At 71.8% G+C, this 18,520-nt stretch carries 16 protein-coding genes; 12 read left to right on the forward strand and 4 right to left on the reverse strand.

Annotated features, from left to right (window positions below):
- Positions 1 to 81: 81 nt before the first annotated feature.
- The 9 genes from ACH4N1_RS01780 (at position 82) to ACH4N1_RS01820 (ending at position 14,139) form a co-directional block, all read left to right on the forward strand.
- Positions 82 to 1,053: a hypothetical protein gene (locus tag ACH4N1_RS01780; protein WP_398093764.1), complete on the forward strand. Its 972-nt coding sequence runs from the start codon at positions 82 to 84 to the stop codon at positions 1,051 to 1,053.
- 143 nt (positions 1,054 to 1,196) lie between these two features.
- The gene (chvE, locus tag ACH4N1_RS01785) at positions 1,197 to 2,306 is read left to right on the forward strand and encodes a multiple monosaccharide ABC transporter substrate-binding protein (RefSeq protein WP_398093765.1); all 1,110 of its coding nucleotides are present in this window, start codon (positions 1,197 to 1,199) and stop codon (positions 2,304 to 2,306) included.
- A gap of 32 nt (positions 2,307 to 2,338) precedes the next feature.
- Positions 2,339 to 3,889 carry a multiple monosaccharide ABC transporter ATP-binding protein gene (gene mmsA / locus ACH4N1_RS01790; protein WP_398093766.1) on the forward strand — a complete coding sequence of 517 codons (1,551 nt, stop codon included), beginning with the start codon at positions 2,339 to 2,341 and terminating at the stop codon, positions 3,887 to 3,889.
- The gene (gene mmsB, locus ACH4N1_RS01795) at positions 3,886 to 5,130 is read left to right on the forward strand and encodes a multiple monosaccharide ABC transporter permease (RefSeq protein ID WP_398093767.1); all 1,245 of its coding nucleotides are present in this window, start codon (positions 3,886 to 3,888) and stop codon (positions 5,128 to 5,130) included. Before mmsA ends, mmsB begins: the two co-directional genes overlap by 4 nt.
- A 60-nt stretch (positions 5,131 to 5,190) precedes the next feature.
- Positions 5,191 to 6,339, forward strand: coding sequence for an aldose epimerase family protein (locus ACH4N1_RS01800; protein ID WP_398093769.1), 1,149 nt, complete (start codon positions 5,191 to 5,193; stop codon positions 6,337 to 6,339).
- A gap of 211 nt (positions 6,340 to 6,550) precedes the next feature.
- The gene (locus ACH4N1_RS01805) at positions 6,551 to 8,233 is read left to right on the forward strand and encodes a pyridoxal phosphate-dependent aminotransferase (RefSeq protein WP_398093771.1); all 1,683 of its coding nucleotides are present in this window, start codon (positions 6,551 to 6,553) and stop codon (positions 8,231 to 8,233) included.
- A 178-nt stretch (positions 8,234 to 8,411) separates the two neighbouring features.
- Entirely contained in the window at positions 8,412 to 9,176 is a 765-nt protein-coding gene (locus ACH4N1_RS01810; RefSeq protein ID WP_398093772.1) for an intradiol ring-cleavage dioxygenase, read from the forward strand.
- Positions 9,177 to 9,389: 213 nt separating this feature from the next.
- Positions 9,390 to 13,190 (forward strand): CHAT domain-containing protein, encoded by a 3,801-nt coding sequence (locus ACH4N1_RS01815; protein ID WP_398093774.1) that lies wholly within the window; start codon positions 9,390 to 9,392, stop codon positions 13,188 to 13,190.
- Positions 13,191 to 13,575: 385 nt separating this feature from the next.
- Positions 13,576 to 14,139 (forward strand): cysteine hydrolase family protein, encoded by a 564-nt coding sequence (locus ACH4N1_RS01820; protein WP_398093775.1) that lies wholly within the window; start codon positions 13,576 to 13,578, stop codon positions 14,137 to 14,139.
- A 29-nt stretch (positions 14,140 to 14,168) separates the two neighbouring features.
- On the opposite strand, the gene ACH4N1_RS01825 is transcribed toward ACH4N1_RS01820, so the two are convergent.
- Positions 14,169 to 14,423: a hypothetical protein gene (locus ACH4N1_RS01825; protein WP_398093776.1), complete on the reverse strand. Its 255-nt coding sequence runs from the start codon at positions 14,421 to 14,423 to the stop codon at positions 14,169 to 14,171.
- A gap of 153 nt (positions 14,424 to 14,576) precedes the next feature.
- Between ACH4N1_RS01825 and ACH4N1_RS01830 the strand changes: the two genes are divergently transcribed.
- On the forward strand, positions 14,577 to 14,714 hold the full coding sequence (locus tag ACH4N1_RS01830) for a hypothetical protein (RefSeq protein WP_398093778.1): 138 nt from the start codon (positions 14,577 to 14,579) through the stop codon (positions 14,712 to 14,714).
- A gap of 111 nt (positions 14,715 to 14,825) precedes the next feature.
- Here ACH4N1_RS01830 and ACH4N1_RS01835 read toward each other — a convergent pair whose 3' ends face one another.
- A complete protein-coding gene (locus ACH4N1_RS01835) occupies positions 14,826 to 15,365 on the reverse strand; it encodes a GNAT family N-acetyltransferase (protein WP_398093780.1) in 540 nt (179 codons plus the stop codon).
- A 226-nt stretch (positions 15,366 to 15,591) separates the two neighbouring features.
- The gene (locus ACH4N1_RS01840) at positions 15,592 to 15,975 is read right to left on the reverse strand and encodes a hypothetical protein (RefSeq protein ID WP_398093781.1); all 384 of its coding nucleotides are present in this window, start codon (positions 15,973 to 15,975) and stop codon (positions 15,592 to 15,594) included.
- Positions 15,976 to 16,174: 199 nt separating this feature from the next.
- On the opposite strand from ACH4N1_RS01840, the gene ACH4N1_RS01845 reads away from it, so the two are divergent.
- Both ACH4N1_RS01845 and ACH4N1_RS01850 read left to right on the forward strand, forming a co-directional pair.
- Positions 16,175 to 16,819: a dihydrofolate reductase family protein gene (locus ACH4N1_RS01845; RefSeq protein WP_398093782.1), complete on the forward strand. Its 645-nt coding sequence runs from the start codon at positions 16,175 to 16,177 to the stop codon at positions 16,817 to 16,819.
- A 257-nt stretch (positions 16,820 to 17,076) separates the two neighbouring features.
- Positions 17,077 to 17,694, forward strand: coding sequence for a DUF6058 family natural product biosynthesis protein (locus ACH4N1_RS01850; RefSeq protein WP_398093784.1), 618 nt, complete (start codon positions 17,077 to 17,079; stop codon positions 17,692 to 17,694).
- A 230-nt stretch (positions 17,695 to 17,924) separates the two neighbouring features.
- Here ACH4N1_RS01850 and ACH4N1_RS01855 read toward each other — a convergent pair whose 3' ends face one another.
- Entirely contained in the window at positions 17,925 to 18,404 is a 480-nt protein-coding gene (locus tag ACH4N1_RS01855; protein ID WP_398093785.1) for an ATP-binding protein, read from the reverse strand.
- Positions 18,405 to 18,520 lie beyond the last annotated feature (116 nt).

An 18,520-nucleotide genomic window follows, 5' to 3' on the forward strand; every position in this document is an offset into this window, starting at 1 on the left:
CTTCGCACCGGCGTACACCCCCAGCCCCCCACGCCTTGAGCCGCGAACCTCGTCCGACATACCGAACACGAAGGACAGCTTGTGACGACCGACGCTTCCGCTACGGCCGCCCGCCGACCCGGTGAGCAGGTGCTCACCGCGCTCGGACTGGGCGCGCCCGCCCCGGACCCCGCCGACACCTCCACCCGCTCCTTCCCGGGCGGCGGCCGCTGGCGCACCGAGATCCCCTCGTGCGAGGGTCCCGAAGCGCTGGGCGTCGTCCTGAAGGAGGCCTCGCGGCTCGACGTGCCGATCCACCGGATCAGCCAGGGCAGCGGCGTGTGGATGCTGACCGACGCCGAGATCACCGAGATGGTCGACGCGACGAACGAGCGCGACATCGAACTGTGCCTGTTCACGGGGCCGCGCGGCACGTGGGACATCGGGGGCTCGACGCGTACCGACTCGCGCGGCGGGGGCCTGCGGGCCCGCGGCCACGACGCGGTCGCCGGATGCGTCGAAGACGCCGTGCGGGCAACGGAGTTGGGCGTCAAGTGCCTTCTCGTCGCCGACGAGGGCGTGTTGTGGACGCTGCACCGGGCGCGAGTGGCCGGCCTCATCCCGGCCGACACCACGCTCAAGGTCTCGGCGCTCATCGGCCCCGTCAACCCGGCCGCCTACGCGGTCTACGAACGGCTGGGCGCCGACTCGGTCAACGTGCCCAGCGACCTGACGCTCGATCACCTCACCGAGATCCGGCGGGTGTCCGGCGCTCCCATGGACATGTACATCGAGGCCCCCGACGATCTCGGCGGGTACGTCCGGATGTACGAGGTCGCCGAGCTGATCCGGCGCGGCGCACCGCTGTACCTGAAGTTCGGCCTCTCCAAGGCGCCCGCCCTCTACCCGTACGGCCACCACCTGCGCGAAGTGACGCTGTCCACGGCCCGTGAGCGGGTGCGGCGCGGCCGGCTGGCCCTCGACCTGCTGGCGCGGCACGGGGCGGACGGGGACATGGCCCCGCTCGGCTCCCGCCTGCCCGGCGAACTCAACAGGTTCGACATCCAGTCATAACGTTACGGAAACCCCGCTTCACAGAAGACGACACAGGCGCGCAGAATCCCACACACCTCTCTTCGGTCTTCGGAGAACCTGCCGGGAGCGCCTTCGCACCGCGAGACCGACCGAACCCTGCACACACATCAAGGATGATGATCATGGGTAACCGCAGAGCCGCACTCGCCGCCATCGCCGGCGCCGCCTCCCTCGCCCTGACCCTGTCCGCCTGCGGCCAGAGCGGCGAGGGCGGCAGCGAGGACAACAAGAGCGGCGACGCCAAGGGCGGCACGATCGGCATCGCGATGCCGACCAAGTCCTCCGAGCGCTGGATCTCCGACGGCAAGAACGTCGAGAAGGACCTCCAGGCCAAGGGCTACAAGACCAAGCTGGTCTACGGCGAGGACAAGCCCGACCAGCAGGTCTCGCAGATCGAGAACCTGATCGCGCAGGGCGTCAAGGCGCTGATCGTCGCGGCGATCGACAACAAGTCGCTCGACAACGTGCTCCAGCAGGCCAAGGACGCGGACATCCCGGTCATCTCCTACGACCGCCTGATCCTCGGCAGCGAGAACGTCGACTACTACGCCTCCTTCGACAACTCCAAGGTCGGCGAGCTGCAGGCGAACTACATCGTCGACAAGCTCGGCCTGAAGAGCGGCAAGGGCCCCTTCAACATCGAGCTGTTCGCCGGCTCCAACGACGACAACAACACCAAGTACTTCTTCAACGGCGCGATGAGCGTGCTCCAGCCGTACATCGACAGCAAGAAGCTCGTGGTGCGGTCGGGCCAGACCCAGCTCACCCAGGTGACCACCCTGCGCTGGGACGGCGCCACCGCCCAGCGCCGCATGGACGACATCCTGACCAAGTCCTACAAGAGCGAGAAGGTCGACGCGGTCCTCTCGCCGTACGACGGCATCTCCATCGGCATCCTGTCGGCGCTGAAGTCGGACAACTACGGCTCCGCGAGCAAGCCGCTGCCGGTCCTCACCGGCCAGGACGCCGAGCTGGCCTCGGTGAAGTCGATCATCGCCGGCGACCAGACGCAGACCGTCTACAAGGACCTGCGCGAGCTGGCCAAGGTCGCCTCCAACATGGTCGACGCGGTCCTGAACGACAAGAAGCCCGAGGTCAACGACACCAAGTCCTACGACAACGGCGCCAAGGTCGTCCCGGCCTACCTGCTCCAGCCGGTCAGCGTGGACAAGACCAACTACCAGAAGGTCCTGGTCGAAGGCGGCTACTACACGGCCGACCAGCTCAAGTAGGCCCCGCCCCCTAAGGATTGGAAGGCACGACCATGGCGGGACCCGTCCTGGAAATGCGCTCGATCGTCAAGACCTTTCCCGGTGTCAAGGCGCTGTCGGACGTCTCACTGACCGTCCGTCAGGGCGAGGTCCACGCCATCTGCGGGGAGAACGGCGCCGGCAAGTCCACCTTGATGAAGGTGCTCTCCGGTGTCCATCCGCACGGAAGTTACGAGGGCGAGATCCTCTTCGAAGGAGAGGTCTGCCACTTCAAGGACATCAGGGCGAGCGAGCAGCACGGCATCGTGATCATCCACCAGGAACTGGCGCTGGTGCCGTTCCTGTCGCTGGCGGAGAACATCTTCCTCGGCAACGAGCACGCCAAGCGCGGGCTGATCGACTGGAACCAGACCCTGCGGCACGCCTCCGAGCTGCTGCGCCGGGTCGGTCTGAGCGATCACCCCGAGACCCGCGTCGCCGACATCGGCGTGGGCAAGCAGCAGCTGGTGGAGATCGCCAAGGCACTGTCGAAGGAGGTGAAGCTGCTCATCCTCGACGAGCCGACCGCGGCTCTCAACGACGAGGACAGCGGCAAACTCCTCGACCTGATACTGGAGTTGAAGAACCAGGGCATCACCTCGATCATCATCTCCCACAAGCTGAACGAGATCCGCAAGGTCGCCGACTCGGTGACGATCATCCGCGACGGTCGGTCCATCGAGACCCTCGACGTGAAGGCCGCGGACACCACCGAGGACCGGATCATCTCCGGGATGGTGGGCCGCGACCTGGACCACCGCTTCCCCGAGCGGACCCCGCACGAGGCCGAGCAGGGCGCGGCCCCGGCCCTGGAGATCCGCAACTGGACCGTGCACCACCCGATCGACCAGCAGCGCAAGGTGGTCGACGACGTGTCGATCCACGTGCGGCGCGGGGAGATCGTCGGCATCGCGGGCCTGATGGGCGCCGGCCGCACCGAACTCGCGATGAGCGTCTTCGGGCGGACGTACGGCCGGCACGCCGCCGGCACGGTCCTCAAGGACGGCGAGGAGATCCGCACCAAGACCGTCCCCGAGGCGGTCAAGCACGGGATCGCGTACGTCACCGAGGACCGCAAGCACTACGGCCTCAACCTCATCGACACCATCAACCGCAACATCTCGCTCAGCGCGCTGGGCAAGGTCGCCAAGCGCGGTGTGGTCGACGAGCACGAGGAGCGGCAGGTCGCCGAGCGGTACCGCACGTCCATGAACATCAAGGCGCCGACCGTCTTCGAGCCGGTGGGCAAGCTGTCGGGCGGCAACCAGCAGAAGGTCGTCCTCAGCAAGTGGATCTTCGCGGGTCCCGACGTGCTGATCCTGGACGAGCCCACGCGCGGCATCGACGTGGGCGCCAAGTACGAGATCTACACGGTCATCGACAAGCTGGCGGCCGAGGGCAAGGCGGTCGTCTTCATCTCCTCCGAGCTGCCGGAGCTGCTCGGCATGTGCGACCGCATCTACACGATGGCCGCGGGGCGGCTGACGGGTGAGTTCCCGCGTGCCGAGGCCACGCAGGAATCGCTGATGCGTCAGATGACGAAGGACAAAGAGGTAACCCGATGAGCACGGATGTGACCGCCAAGAGCCCGGCCCCCGCGCCGCCCGGCAAGAGCGGGGGCGCGGCGGGCGGGGGCCTGCTGCAGCTGATGCTGGACGGCATGCGCCGCAACATGCGGCAGTACGGCATGCTGATCGCCCTCGGCCTGATCGTGGCGCTGTTCGCGGTGTGGACCGACGGCGACCTGCTGCTGCCGCGCAACGTCTCCAACCTGGTGCTGCAGAACAGCTACATCCTGATCCTCGCGATCGGCATGATGCTCGTCATCATCGCGGGCCACATCGACCTGTCGGTCGGCTCGCTGACCGCGTTCGTCGGCGCCTTCGCGGCCGTACTGACGGTGCAGCACGACGTCTCCTGGCCCGTCGCCGTGGTGCTGTGCCTGGTCGTGGGCGCCGTGGCGGGCTCGGTCCAGGGCTTCTTCATCGCCTACCTCGGCATACCGTCGTTCATCGTCACCCTCGCCGGGATGCTGACCTTCCGCGGTGTCACGGAGATCCTGCTGGAGGGGCAGACCCTCGGCCCGTTCCCGCAGGGTCTGCAGAAGATCGGCAACGGGTTCCTGCCGGAGACCGGCCCCGAGACCAACTACCACAACCTCACCCTGCTGCTGGGCATCGTCCTGATCGCGTTCGTGGTCCTCCAGGAGATCCGGGACCGCAAGCGCCAGCAGGAGTTCTCGCTGGAGATCCTGCCGCGCAACATCTTCCTGCTGAAGCTCGTCGCGATCGTCTCCGCGCTGCTCGTCGTGACCCTGCTGCTCGCCAGCTACAAGGGCGCGCCGATCGTGCTGATCATCCTGGGCCTGCTGGTGGTCGGCTACGGCTACGTGATGCGCAACTCGATCTTCGGCCGGCACATCTACGCGATCGGCGGCAACCTGCCGGCCGCGAAGCTGTCCGGCGTCAAGGACAAGAAGGTCACCTTCTACGTCTTCCTGAACATGGGCGTGCTCGCGGCCCTGGCGGGTCTGGTGGTCGCCGCCCGCCTCAACGCGGCCTCCCCGAAGGCGGGCCTGAACTACGAACTCGAGGCCATCGCCTCGGCGTTCATCGGTGGCGCGTCCATGAGCGGCGGTGTCGGAACCGTCCTCGGCGCGATCATCGGCGGTCTCGTCCTCGGCGTGCTGAACAACGGCATGAACCTCCTGAGCGTCGGCACCGACTGGCAACAGGTCATCAAGGGTCTCGCCCTGCTGGCCGCGGTCGGGTTCGACGTGTGGAACAAGCGCAAGTCCGGTTCGTAAGTCAGTTTCGGGCCCCGTCGGAGCAGCCGGCGGGGCCCGCCCTTATCGAGGGAGCCGCACATGGAACTGAACCGACGCACGGTCATCGCGGGAGCCGCGGCCGCGGGCATCGCCGCGAGCACACTCGGCGGAACGGCGCACGCCACCGGCGGCGGGATGCCGTCGAAGAAGCTGTTCGGCACGCTCGCCGACGGCACCAAGGTGCACAGCTGGTCCCTGTCCAACGGCGGCACGCGCCTGAAGGTCCTCTCCTACGGCGGCATCGTCCAGTCGCTGGAGATCCCCGACCGGCACGGCCGCCACGCGAACGTCTCCCTCGGCTTCGACGACCTCGAGGACTACGTCGCCAAGTCGCCGTACTTCGGCGCGCTGATCGGCCGCTTCGGCAACCGGATCGGCAAGGGCCGGTTCACGCTGGACGGCAAGCCCCACCAGATCGACGTCAACGACGGCGAGAACACCCTGCACGGCGGCTCCAAGGGCTTCGACAAGCGGGTGTGGGACGTCGAGCCGTTCACCAAGGGCGCGGACGTCGGCCTGCGCCTGTACTACACGAGCGCCGACGGGGAGATGGGCTACCCCGGCACGCTCCGGGTGAAGGTCACCTACACCCTCACCCGGCACGGCGACTGGCGCATCGACTACGAGGCCACCACCGACAAGGCCACCGTCGTCAATCTGACCAGCCACGTCTACTGGAACCTCGCCGGCGAGGACAGCGGCACGATCCACGACCACGAGCTGAAGATCGCCGGCTCCCGCTACACGCCCGTCGACTCGGGGCTGATCCCCACCGGCGAGCTGGCGAGGGTGGCCGGCACCCCCTTCGACTTCCGCCGCGCCAAGACCGTGGGCGAGGACATCCGCGTCGCCCACCAGCAGCTGCTGTACGGCCAGGGCTTCGACCACAACTGGGTCCTCGACAAGGGGATCACGGCCGCTCCCGTGCCGGTGGCCACCCTGCGCGACCCGTCCTCGGGCCGCACGATGACGATCTCCACCACCGAGCCCGGTCTCCAGTTCTACTCGGGCAACTTCCTCGACGGCACCCTCGTCGGCAGCGGCGGCACCGTCTACCGCCAGGGCGACGCGCTCTGCCTGGAGACGCAGCACTTCCCCGACTCGCCGAACAAGCCGTCGTTCCCCTCGACGGTGCTGCGGCCCGGGCAGACGTACCGCACGACGACGGTCCACTCGTTCGACCGCTGACACCCCGTCGCCGGCGGCCCGCCCGCGGCCGGTGACCGCGCCTTCACGGCGATCGCACGACTTCTCACCGATTCCCCGACGGTTGACCCGACGGTTGAACAGCGCCACCGCAGCATCCGTATGGAGAGGTGGCCCGCGCTCCCCCGCGCGGGCCACCCACATGACGACGGACCCGGTCGTCCCCGCCGGGTCCGCCCCATACGGAGGTTCCATGGCCGACAACGTCACCTCGTTGTTCCGCAGCACCGCCGCGCACAGCCCGTCGATGGCGGCGCTGACGCGGGAGGGCGGCGACGGGGGCGGCCCGGTGGACTTCTGCATCCCCTGCAACCCGTACTTCCCCACGCCGCAGATGTTCGACGACATGTCGGCCCGGCTGCGGGACATCATCACGTACTACCCGAGCAGTGCCGACACGATCACCGCCGAGCTGTGCAGCCTGCTCCAGCTCCCGCCGCAGGCCGTCGCGATGGGCAACGGCTCCACCGAGCTGATCACCTGGATCGACCACCTGCTGGTGCGCGAGTCCCTCGCCGTCCCCGTCCCCACCTTCGGCCGCTGGACCGACCAGCCCATGGAGACCGGCAAGCGGGTCGACATGTTCCCGCTCCAGGAGTCCAGCGGCTTCGCGCTGGACCTCGCGCAGTACGCCGAGTTCATCCGCGCGCGCGGCACCCGCGTCGCCGTCATCTGCAACCCCAACAACCCCGACGGCGGGTTCCTGCACAAGCACGCCGTCGTGCAGTTCATGGACGCGATGGCCGACCTGGACCTGATCGTCGTCGACGAGTCGTTCCTGGAGTTCGCCGACGCGGAGAGCGAACCCTCGGTGGTCCAGGAGGCGATGCTCCGCCCGAACGTCATCGTCCTGCGCAGCCTCGGCAAGAACTTCGGCCTGCACGGCATCCGCTTCGGCTACCTCGTCGCCAACCCGGCCCTGGCCGGCCGTGTCCGCTCCATGCTGCCCAAGTGGAACCTCAACTCCTTCGCCGAGCACGTGGTGTTCATGCTGAAGGAGCACGGCCACGAGTACGCGCAGAGCCTGATGCAGGTGCGCCGTGACCGCCTCGACATGGCCAGCCAGCTCTCCGCGCTGCCCGGTCTGACCGTGTATCCCTCCCAGGGGAACTTCCTCTTCGTCCGCCTTCCCGTGGGCGCCGAGGGGACGGTCGTCCGGGACCGGCTGCTCACCGAGCACCGGATCCTGGTCCGCGAGTGCGGCAACAAGATCGGGTCCTCCAGCCGCTTCCTGCGGCTCGTGGTGCGCCCCCAGGTGGACGTGCGCCGTCTGGTGTCCGGCCTGGAGCAGGTGCTCTACGGGACCAGGAGGGGAGCCGCCGTGCCCGAGCCGGGCAACGGGACCGGCTACAGCTCCGGGACGGCGGCGGTGGACCGGCTGGTGGGAGCGACGAACGGGGCGGGCGTGCAGGGGCTCGCGGCGCAGGCGCAGGCGTTGGGGGGCGGGACACCGATGCCCATGCCGGCGGCCGTGCCCGCGCCCGCTGCGCAGATGCCGGTGCCGGTGCCCGCGGCGGCGCAGGTGTTCCCGCAGTCGGTTCCGGCGCCGGCACCGATGCCCGCGCCGATGCCCGCGCCCGTGCCTGCGCCTGTGCCCGCGGCGGCCGCGGCGGCCTCCATGGCACCGGTGCCGCCGCCGATGCAGGTGCCGCCGCCGGTTACGGCTCCGGCGCCCATGGCCGCGCCCCTGCCGACCGCGCCGGCCGCCGGGCCGATGGGCGGCCCCGGTGGGCCGACCCCGCCGGGGGTGCCGGCCCGCGGCGGCCTGACGGCCGCGCAGGTGCGCGGCACGAACGGGTTGTCGCCCGCGGCGACGACGGGGTGGCCGAACGCCCAGAGCTGGCCCAGCCCGGCCGGAATGGGCCAGGCGGGCTGACCCGGCCTTCGGTCCTCCCCTCACCGGGTCAGTGGGCGACGGGCCATCCGCACCCCCGCGAAAACCGCCGCGCCCCTACGGGTTCGCCGATTCCCTTGTCCGGCAAGCAACTTGACGGCTCGTCACTTTGCCCAACTGACAGCTCCCCGACAGGAACACTCCCTACGGTGCCGTGCCCATGACAGACACCTCGGGTACACCCCATCACCCCGTCGGGCGCCGGACCGTGCTGATCGCCACCGGCGCCACCGCGGCCACCCTGGCCGTGGGCGCGGCCGCCGCCTCCGGAACGCCGGCCGCGCCGGACACCGCCCCCGTGGCCGCGGCGGCCGTGTGCACCCTCACGAAGGAGATGACCGAAGGGCCCTACTACCTCGACGGACAGTACGTCCGCGCCGACATCACCGAAGGCAAGGCGGGCATCCCGCTGAAGCTGAACCTCACCGTCGTCGACGACGACACCTGCGTGCCGCTCCCGGGCGCCCTGGTCGAGCTGTGGCACGCCGACGCGCTCGGCGAGTACTCCGGCTTCGTCGGCAACAACGGCCACGACGAGCCCGACGACGGCACCTTCCTGCGCGGCGGCGTGCTCACCGACGCCCGCGGCGTCGCCGCCGTCACGACCGTCTACCCGGGCTGGTACCGGGGCCGCTGCGTCCACATCCACGTCAAGGTCCACACGAACGTCACCGTCACCTCGGACGGCCACTTCACCGGCGGCCAGGAGATCCACACCGGCCAGCTCTTCTTCAAGGAGACGGTCACGACCGCGGTCGCGCGCGTCTCGCCGTACTCGACGAACACGGTCACCCGCACCACCCTCGCCCAGGACTCCATCTACGACGAGGGAGGCGCCGCCTCGGGCCTGCTCACCCTCACCGCCCTGGGCGGCACCCCGGCCGCGGGCTACACGGGAACGCTCACCCTGGGCGTCGAACGCTGACCTCCGCGCCGGGCGCCGCCGCGGCCGCGGTGGCGCCCGGTCGACCCGCACCGTTGCGGGACCTTCGAGATCGCCTCCCGTGCGACGGGTATCCGTTTTCCGACACCGGTCGGACCACCGGCGCACTAGCCTGTCCTAGGTCACCGGCCGTGCCCGCCCGGCCGCGGACCGTTGCGGGGAGCGGGCTGGGACCATCGGTCGCCGGGGGGACGCATGACCGACGCGGAGCAGCCGGACCACGGCGAGGCGGACGTCGCGGGGCTCCGGGCCTGGGCCGCCGTCGCCGTTCGCCAGGCGCACGAGCTGTGGCCCCGGATGCGGAAGGATCCGCCCCCGGCCGAGCTGCGGTTCGTGACCGAACACCTGGCCACCGTCGAAAGGCTCTTACCGGCGGAGGACCCGGCCCGGGCGGCCGTCGTGTCCTGGCTCGGGCTGCTGATGCAGGCGCGGCTCAGGGGCCGGCCGGACGCCGACCCGCGGGAGCGGACGGCCGCCCTGAGACATCTGCGGTGGGCCGACCGCGCCGGGCCGCTGAACGACCGGCTCGCCATGGCGGCGCGGAGCCACCTGGCCCTGCTGCTCATCCCGCCGGGCATTCCTCCGGAGGTGCGCGACGGTTCGGGTCCGCCCGCCCTGGCCGCATCCCTGCGGGAGCGACTGACCGAGGCCCTGGACGTTCTCGCCCGCGTCGTCGCCGGGGACCTGACGGCGCGGGAGCCGGTGGTGACCCTCATGGAGCACGTCGCGACGATGCTGTCCTCGCTGCCCGGCCCGCCCGGGGAGAGTTCGCCGTCCGCGCCCCGGGAGGGCGACGACGGCGAGGAGCCGGCGGAGGCGGCGGAGCCGACCGGTGCGACGCCCGGCGGGGAGCCCGTGGCGGAGGTGCCGGCCGACGCCGTCCAGGGGGTGGCGGACTGGGCGCGCCGGGACGCGGTGGGTTTCGCGCGCCTGCTGGAGTGGCTGTGCGTCACCGTGAACGATCCCGGGGGCTCCGCGGCGGACGCCGACCGGGAGCTGGTCGATGTGGGCCTGGACCGGCCGGAGTTCGCGCCGCTGCGCGAGCTGCTGGCCGCGCTCGGATCCGGTGGGCAGGATCCCCGGTCGCTCGCCGGGCGCGTCCGCGGCACCGCGCAGACGGTCAGGGAGGTGTTGCTCGCCCTGCCCGCGGACGCGCCCGAGCGGATCCGCGTCGCCAAGTTCCACGCCGCCCTGCTGGTGGCGGGGTACCTCCGGATGCCCGAAACGGTGGACTTCGCAGAGGTGGACGCGGCCGCGATGCGGCCGGACCCCGACCCCGCGGCGCGTTCGGCCTGGCGGCGAAAGGGGAGCCTGGAACTGATCCTGCTGACCTCGATCGACGATCTGTGGACGTCGAACGGCGAGATCGCGCGCGTGGAGCGGAGCGCGGCATGGCTCCGGGAGTGGATCGACGCCCTGCCGGCGGACGGGGAGACGGCCACCCGCCGGTACCTGACCGGCCTGCTCGCCCATCGCGTGGCCACCGCCGCCACGCTCGGCGGCAGTCTCCAGGACGGTGTCACCGCCCTGTCGATGGCCGAGGGCCTGGTCGCCGCCGACGAACGCGACGAGGTCCAGTCGCTGTTCAGCCTCCTCGCCGGGTTCCAGCTGGCCCGCCGCAGCCGGGACCGGGCCGCGCTGGCCCGCGTGACGGAGGATCTGATCCGGACCCTGAGCGACCGCTACGACTCCCCCGCGCCCGACGCGGGCACACGCTTCGTCATCACCGGCACCCTGGGCATGGCCTACGGCGAACGGGCCGCCCTCACCGGGGACCGGGCCGACCTCCGGGCCGCCGTCCGTCACCTGCGGGAGGCGGTGGAGATCGATCCGGCCACGGTCCCGCCGCTGTTCGCGGCGCACTTCCCCACCACGCGGGCGCAGCTGATGACCGAGCTGGCTCTGGCCGACCCGCGCCGGGAGGTCATCGACCGCGCCGTCGCGGAGGTCCACCGGGTGATCGGCGAATCGCGGACGTCGCCCTGGGACGAAGCCCAGTTGCGGCTCGCCCTCGGCCGGGCCATGCTCCGCGCGACCGCCCACCGCGGTGACCTCGGCCTGCTCGACCCGTGCATCGCCGAGCTGAGCCGGGTTCGCGCCCTGGCCGCCGAAGGTCACGGCCGGTCGTTGCACTTCGTGGTCCTGACCGAGCTGTCCACGGCCCACTGGACGAGCGCGGTGACCGGCGGGCCGCGCGCGAGCGAGGACCGGAGGGCGAGCCTGGACACCCGCCGTGAGGCACTGGAGCTCATGGCCGCCGACGTCCTCCTTCAGCTCGGCGCCGAGCACGCCCTGTCGGTGGCCCGGGGCGCGACCGGCCACGTGCTGTGGCTGGCCCTGCGGTATGCCGAGGACCGCCGCCCCGCCGAGGCCGTGGAGGCGCTGGAGCTGGGCCGGGCCCTGGTGCTGCAGACGGCCGCGGCGGCACACGGCGTGCCCCGGATGCTGGCGGAACGGGGTCACACCGACCTGGCCGAGCGGTGGCGGGCGCAGGCACCGCGGCATCCGCTCCAGCGGGGTCCGCGCGGGGGGAACCGGGTGGAGGGGGACGTGGGCGAGGGGCATCCGGCCGAGGGGGATCCGCTCCGGCCGGGGAGAGCGGCCGTGGTGACGGACCCGACCCCGGACCCGACCCCGGACCCGGACCCGGCCCCGGGCGCTGAACTGCCGAGCAGCCTGCGGCGTAAGGCGCTCGCCGCGCTGGGGGCGGGAGACGGCACCGGCGCGCGGGAGCTGCTCGGGACTCCGGACGTCGCCGCGCTGACCGCCGCGCTGGCCGCCTCGGGAGCCGACGCGCTGGTCTACCTGGTCCCCGGTGAGGGCTTCCGCCCCCACGTCCCGGGATGCGCGCTGATCCTGCGCCCCGGCGGCGCCGAGCCCACCGTGCTCACCCTGCCGCTGCTGCTCTCCCCCGGCAGCCACCCGCTGGAGCGTTACCTCGCCGCCGCCGCCGACCGTTCCCGCCGGACGGCCGACCCGGACGCGTCGCAGGCGTCGCGGAAGGCCGCCAGGACGGAATGGCAGGCGGCACTGGGCGAGCTGTGCGACTGGGCCTGGCCCGCTGCCGTGGGCCCGGTCCTCGACTCCCTGGCACCCCTCGGCCGGCCGCCGCGGATCGTCCTGGTCCCCTGCGGCCCCCTCGGGGTCGTTCCCTGGCACGCGGCGCGCAAGCACATCCCGCTGGGAGGTCACCGGTACGCCTGTCAGGACGCGGTGTTCAGCTACGCCCCGTCCGGGGCGCAGTTCCTGCGGGCCGCCGCCCGCGACCGGCTTCCCGCCGCCCGGGGCCAGGTGCTGGTCACCGACCCACGGCTCAGTCTGGTGTGGGCCGAGTTCGAGACGGAGACGCTGCGTTCGGCCTGCTACCCGGACGCCCGGCGCTACGGCAGGTTCGTGGAGGCCGAGGCGCCGGACGCGCCGGGGAGCTGCGAGGACCTGCTGGCCGTGCTGCCGGGCGGTGATCGGCCGACGGCGGTCGTGCACGTGTCCTGCCACGGTGTGGCCGGTCCCAGTCCCACGCGATCGGCGCTGTCGCTGGCCGACGGCGAGCTGACCGTCGCCCGGATCCTGGATCACGCCGCGGACGCGGCGCCCGGCCCGGACGGCCCGCTGGTCGTGCTCAGCGCCTGCGAGACCGACCTGAGCACGGGCGATCACGACGAGGCACTGACCCTCTCCACCGCCCTGGTCGCCCGGGGTGCGGCCGACGTGGTCGGCTCCCGTTGGGCCGTCAGCGACCGCGCGACCGCGCTGATGATGGCCGTCTTCCACCACTTCCTCACCCGTCAGGACCTCGCTCCCGCCGAGGCGCTGCGCGCCGCCCAGCTGTGGATGCTCGACCCGGACCGCCGGCCCCCGCCCGGTCTGGGCGACCCGCTGCGGCGCGAGGCCGCCCGCGCCGACCTGCACGAGATCCACCTGTGGGCCGCCTTCACCCACCAGGGCAGTCCCGCGGCACGCCGAGCCCCGTCCGCGCTGTTGTTCCGGGGGCGGTGAGCGGTGCCCCCGGTTCCCGCGCCGATGCGTGACCAGCGGGGAACACCGCTCCAGCGGTATGAGGCCGCAGAACGGTGCCGCGTCCGAGCCGCCGACGTGCGTGGGAACGGCCGACAGGCTTCGGGCGGGACGATGTCGTGTGCGGCCCCCGACACAGCGAGGCGTGCTTCCAGCGGCTCCGGGCCCGGGAAGAACCCGTGTTGCTCCTCCCCCGAAGGCGCGGCTGCGCAGCGGTGGGAACGGAAGGTGAGACAGAACCCGGGAACCGGCCCCGGTCATGAGGGCGCTGCGCCGCGACGCCGACGAAAATCTCCGGAACCTCCCCCGCGGCTCGGTCGATCCATCAGGCTTGCTCTTGTTTCCCCACGGAGAAGGGACGGCAAGCATGGCGAACAGCGCGCTTCTGGTGATGGACGTCCAACGGGACGTCGTGGCCATCGCCGACGACGGTTCCGGATATCTGCCGCGCTTGCGCAGGGCGATCGACGGTTCCCGGGCTGCCGGTGTCCCCGTGATCTACGTGGTGCTCGGGTTACGGCCGGGCGATCCGGAAGTCAGCCCCCGCAACAAGGTGATGACCAACGCCGTGCGGGCCGGTCTGTTCACCGAGGGCGCCCCCGGCACCGAGATCCATCCCGACGTCGCGCCCCGGCAAGGGGACGTCGTGGTCACCAAGAGGCGAGGGAGCGCGTTCTCGGGCAGCGACCTCGACCTGGTGCTCAGGGCTCGCGACATCGACGGTCTTGTCCTCACCGGCATCGCCACCAGCGCCGTGGTGCTGTCCACCCTGTGGCACGCCATCGACCTGGACTTCGGCCTCACCGTCCTGGCGGATGCCTGCCTCGACACCGACCCCGAGGTGCACCGGGTCCTCACCGAGAAGCTGTTCCCGCAGTGGGCCGATGTCCTCACCGTCGAGGACTGGCTCGAAACCATCGCACCGCGGTAGCGCGAGAACGGCGTCCACGGGCTGAAGACCTACCGGGGCGGTCTGTCGATCGGCACCGTCATCGTCCTGAACCCCGACTGCTCCTTCAGCAACCACCTCCTGGGCAGCGGGAAGCAGGGCCCCGCGGTCTTCGTCGACGACGAGGACCGCGCCGAGCCGCAGACGGGCGCCACCACTGCGGCCACCGCCCGGACCACGACGGCCCAGACCACCGTCGTGCCCAAGGGCGGGGTGGCCGCGGGCGTGGAGTCGTCGGCCGACAGCGCGGACACGGTGCTCGTCACCGAGGCGGACCGCATCGGCTGGTACGACAAGGGCGTGACACCCGGGGAGACCGGCCCCGCCGTCCTCGTCGGTCACTTCGACACCGCCAGGGGTCCGGCCGTCATGAGGAACGTCCACGGGTCGAGGCCGACGGCACCACCGCGGACTTCCGGGTGCGCGAGATCGAGCAGGTGAGCAAGGTCTACGGGAACACCGAGCGTCCCGAGCTGCGCCTGATCATCTGCGGCGGCGACCTCACGGAGGGCCACCGGCCCGACAACATCATCCTGTACGCCGACCTGCTCGCGTAGGACGCGGCCCGCTCGAGGGCCCCGGCAAGGGCGCCCAGTCGCACGTCGGGGCCGACGGTGCGCCCTCGCCCGGCGAGCCGGGCGGCACCCCGCCGACGGGCCGGGCGAGGGTCATGTCCGAAGGCGCCATCTCACGTGGACGCCCGTCTCGCCGGGAGCTTCCGGCCCCTCCGGCACGCGCACCCGTTCGACCTCGGTGAAGCCCAGGCGGCGGGCAACGGCACCACTCGCGGAATTGGCCTCGTCGTGGTGGATCTCGACGCGATCGATGCCCGGCAGCTCCCGTCCCGCCTGCACGAGGGCGGCCGCGGCCATGGTGGCCAGCCCCTTACCCGTCCAGGCGTGATGGAGCCAGTACCCGACGTCCAGACCGCCGGGGCCGATCCGGCGATGCAGTCCGCAGCTGCCGACCACCACTCCACCCGAGGTGATCGCGTAGTGGTATTCCTGTCCCGAGGCCCACTGCTCCTCGGCGTGGGCCAGGAACCGCTCCCCCTGCTTCCGGTCGTGGGTGGCCGCGAAGGGCATCCACGGCAGCAGGTGATCACGCGACTCCGTGATCACCCGGTCCAGGGTCTCGATGTCGTCGACGCGCCACCGGCGCAGCTCGACCCGGTCGAAGCGAAGCACATCGGCAGGCTGTTGTCCCATGACCGGGATGCTGCCTCAGCCCCACGGGGCCGGCAAAGCAATTTCTGACACCGGGCCCATGGCTCCCCGGTGCCGGACGTCGACTTCGCCGACAGGTTCCCGCCGCGGGCCGGACCGCGGTCCTCGCCCTGGGCGTCGCACACTCATCCAGCCGCTGCGGCGCTCAGCGGGGCGGTGCGGCCGGTGCGATGCCGAGTTGCCGCTCGGTGCGCTCCAGCCATCCGCGTTACCACCGGGCGAAGTCGAGGCCGGTCGGCTCGATGCCCCGGTCCGCCGGTCCGAGGTCCTCCCGGACGGTGCCCCGGTGCGGGCCCGTCATGACCAGCAGCGACGTGTAGGCGCAGCCCTGCTCCGCGAGGAAGACCACGCCCGCCTCCTGGGCGTCGTACAGCTCCTCGTGGCGCGCGTCCCGGGCCGCGTGCGCGCGGCGGAACGCGTCGTCGTCCGTGCAGGCGTCCCGCTCGGGCTCCTGTGCGTCGAGCGCGTCCAGCTCGCTCTGCAGCGCCTCGGCCGCGAAGGGCCGGCCGGCGAACTCGGCGGTGGTCGGCCGCCCCGGGTGGGCGAGCCCGATCACCCGATCGCGCACCCCTGTCCACGTGACCTCGTTCATCCGCACACGTTAGGAGAGCGACGCGCACCTCACCGGCACGGGGTTCTCCGGCAGGGCACGGGTGCGCAGCCCCCGCTGTGCCCTGACGCGTCCCGGAACGAAGCCGCCGGCGGCTGTCGGTCCGGCGACGTCCCGTTCGACGTCATGGCGCGCGGGGTCCCCCCGCACGACGACGCGACAGGACCTGGTGAGGAAAACGGTGGCTCAATTGCTGCGAGTGATGAACTTCTGCCTCTCGAGCGACGGGATCGGTGCCGGTGAACACCAGAGCCTGGAACGGCCGTTCGGCCACGATCGTCCCGAGAGGCTGTTCGCGTGGGCCGGTGCCACGGCGAGCTGGCCCATGCGCACGGATCCCGGGGGGAGCCGGGGCCTCGACGACTACTTCACGCGGGACTTCGCGCGCAACATCGGTGCCGAGATCATGGGCCGCAACAAGTTCGGGCCCCAGCGCGGGCCCTGGCAGGACGACGAGTGGCGCGGCTGGTGGGGGGAGGAGCCCCCGTTCCGCACGCCGGTGTTCGTCATGACCCACCACGCGCGTCCGTCGTTCACGCTCTCCGACACCACCTTCCACTTCGTCGACGGCGACGCCGCCACGGTCCTCGAACAGGCGCGGGAGGCGGCCCGGGGCAAGGACGTCCGGCTCGGCGGCGGTGTCACCACCGTCCGGCAGTTCCTCGACGCCGGCCTCGTCGACACCCTGCACGTGGCGGTCTCGCCGGTGAAGCTCGAGTCCGGACTGCGCCTGTGGGAGTCCCCCGACGAGCTGCGCGACCGGTTCCACCTGGAGGTCGTGCCCAGCCCGAGCGGCGTGACGCACCACCTGTTCTGGCGGCGGTGACGCGCGGGCCCCGTCGCGTTCGCCGGCGTCCGCTGTCGTCCGGGCGGGGCCGGAGCCGTCCCCGGCACCGGATCTCTCGCCCGCCTGGAGGAGAACACCGCCGCCGGGACGATCGCTCTCACCCCGGAGGAGCTCTCCGGCCTCTCCTGACGGAGGGCCGTCCCACGTCGGCACGGGGGTTTCCGCCGACGGTTCGGTGTGTGCCGAACCGTCCGGACCGTAGCGTCCGGAGTGCCGCGCGGGAGAGGCCCGCGCCGATGACGCCGGAGGCCCCCGTGCCGGAGACGGACCTGAAGCAGCAGCTCGCCGAGCGGTTCCGGGAGGTCAACGGCGACCATCCGATGACCGGTGCGGACGACCTGTACGTCAGTACGCAGTTCGTCGCCCTGGAGGAACTGTGCGCGGTCCACGGCCGTGACGCCGACGCGGTCCGCCGGCTGATGCTGGGACGGCGTCTGCCGCTTCCGGGGTACCTGCGGTCCGACGGCGCCGAGATGGTGCCGGCCGACCTGTTCGCCCTCGCCGACGAGGCGGGCGGCGTGGACCTGCTCGAAGCGTGGTTCACCGCTCACTGGGCCGACCGGGCCGCCGGGAAGGCGGAGTGGGACGCGTACCTCAGCGGACAGTACGTCTGTCTGCGCTCGGTGACCCCGGCCACCATCCGGCGCAAGGACCACCTGACGGCCGCGATCGACGCCGCGGTGAACGAGCCGGAGGCCGGTTCGGCGCGGTGGTCCGGGCGGTTGCACGCCCTGGTCGACGAACTCGACGCCCTGGAACCGGCGTTCACGGCCTACGACCGTCTCCGGTTCGGCGGCCCCACCTCCCGGGACACCTGCGTCGACGCCGTGCGCGCCCGTTTCCCACGCCCGTGACCCGGAGCCGCACACGGCGGGTGAGGCCCTGCGGGGCCCGCACGCGCCGGCCCGTCACAGGCTTCCCAGGCCGGGAGGCGGACCGGACGGAACGGTCCGGCGCCGCGGGGCCTCGGCCGTCGCCACCTCGAAGCCCTCGCGGCGGATCCGTTCGCGCCCCCAGGCGTAGAGCGGGCCGATCGCCTCGTTGAGGGTGCGTCCGTGTTCGGTCAGGCGGTTCTCGACCCCGGTCAGGCGCCCGCCCGCCGTGCGATGCCGAGCCAGCCGGGTACGTCCACCTCCGCGCGGACCGTCTTGCCCGGCGCGGGCGTGCGGTCCACCACCTCCCAGCGGGCGGCGACCGCGTCCACCAGCAGCAGCCCGCGTCCCGCCTCGCCGAGCGGGCACGGCGGGCGTACGGCACCGGGGCCGGGCGGGCGCGGGCCCGTGCGGGTGTCGGTGACCTCGATCCGGACGCTCCCCGGGATCAGGAGGAGCCGCAGCTCGAAGTCCCTTCCCGGTACGCGGCCGTGCGTCACCGCGTTCGCCGCCAGCTCCGCCACGATCACCGCGACCGCGTCGGAGACGTCCGTGCCGTGCGGGACGCCCCAGCGCTCCAGCTGGTGCAGCGCGAGGTGCCTGGCCAGGCGGGCGCCCCTCGGCGTGGCACTGAGCCGCTGCGTGAACACACGTACGGTAACCAGGGGTTGGGGGGTGGGACGTACTGTCATGCCGCCAATGTGACGGGTCCCTCCGGGGGTTCACCAGGTCCGACGCGCGTACGCTGCGCGAGCGTACACGGTCACCTGCTGGACAGTACTCGTCACGGGGCGTGACCGTGGGGCGC

The organism is Streptomyces sp. NPDC017202, from assembly GCF_044331705.1.
Classification (GTDB): domain Bacteria; phylum Actinomycetota; class Actinomycetes; order Streptomycetales; family Streptomycetaceae; genus Streptomyces.

Coding starts and splice junctions, on each gene's coding strand:
- chvE (WP_398093765.1), top strand. CDS start 1,197: ATGGGTAACCGCAGAGCCGCACTCGCCGCCATCGCCGGCGCCGCCTCC.
- mmsA (WP_398093766.1), top strand. CDS start 2,339: ATGGCGGGACCCGTCCTGGAAATGCGCTCGATCGTCAAGACCTTTCCC.
- mmsB (WP_398093767.1), top strand. CDS start 3,886: ATGAGCACGGATGTGACCGCCAAGAGCCCGGCCCCCGCGCCGCCCGGC.
- ACH4N1_RS01800 (WP_398093769.1), top strand. CDS start 5,191: ATGGAACTGAACCGACGCACGGTCATCGCGGGAGCCGCGGCCGCGGGC.
- ACH4N1_RS01805 (WP_398093771.1), top strand. CDS start 6,551: ATGGCCGACAACGTCACCTCGTTGTTCCGCAGCACCGCCGCGCACAGC.
- ACH4N1_RS01810 (WP_398093772.1), top strand. CDS start 8,412: ATGACAGACACCTCGGGTACACCCCATCACCCCGTCGGGCGCCGGACC.
- ACH4N1_RS01815 (WP_398093774.1), top strand. CDS start 9,390: ATGACCGACGCGGAGCAGCCGGACCACGGCGAGGCGGACGTCGCGGGG.
- ACH4N1_RS01820 (WP_398093775.1), top strand. CDS start 13,576: ATGGCGAACAGCGCGCTTCTGGTGATGGACGTCCAACGGGACGTCGTG.
- ACH4N1_RS01835 (WP_398093780.1), bottom strand. CDS start 15,365: ATGGGACAACAGCCTGCCGATGTGCTTCGCTTCGACCGGGTCGAGCTG.
- ACH4N1_RS01840 (WP_398093781.1), bottom strand. CDS start 15,975: ATGAACGAGGTCACGTGGACAGGGGTGCGCGATCGGGTGATCGGGCTC.
- ACH4N1_RS01850 (WP_398093784.1), top strand. CDS start 17,077: ATGACGCCGGAGGCCCCCGTGCCGGAGACGGACCTGAAGCAGCAGCTC.
- ACH4N1_RS01855 (WP_398093785.1), bottom strand. CDS start 18,404: ATGACAGTACGTCCCACCCCCCAACCCCTGGTTACCGTACGTGTGTTC.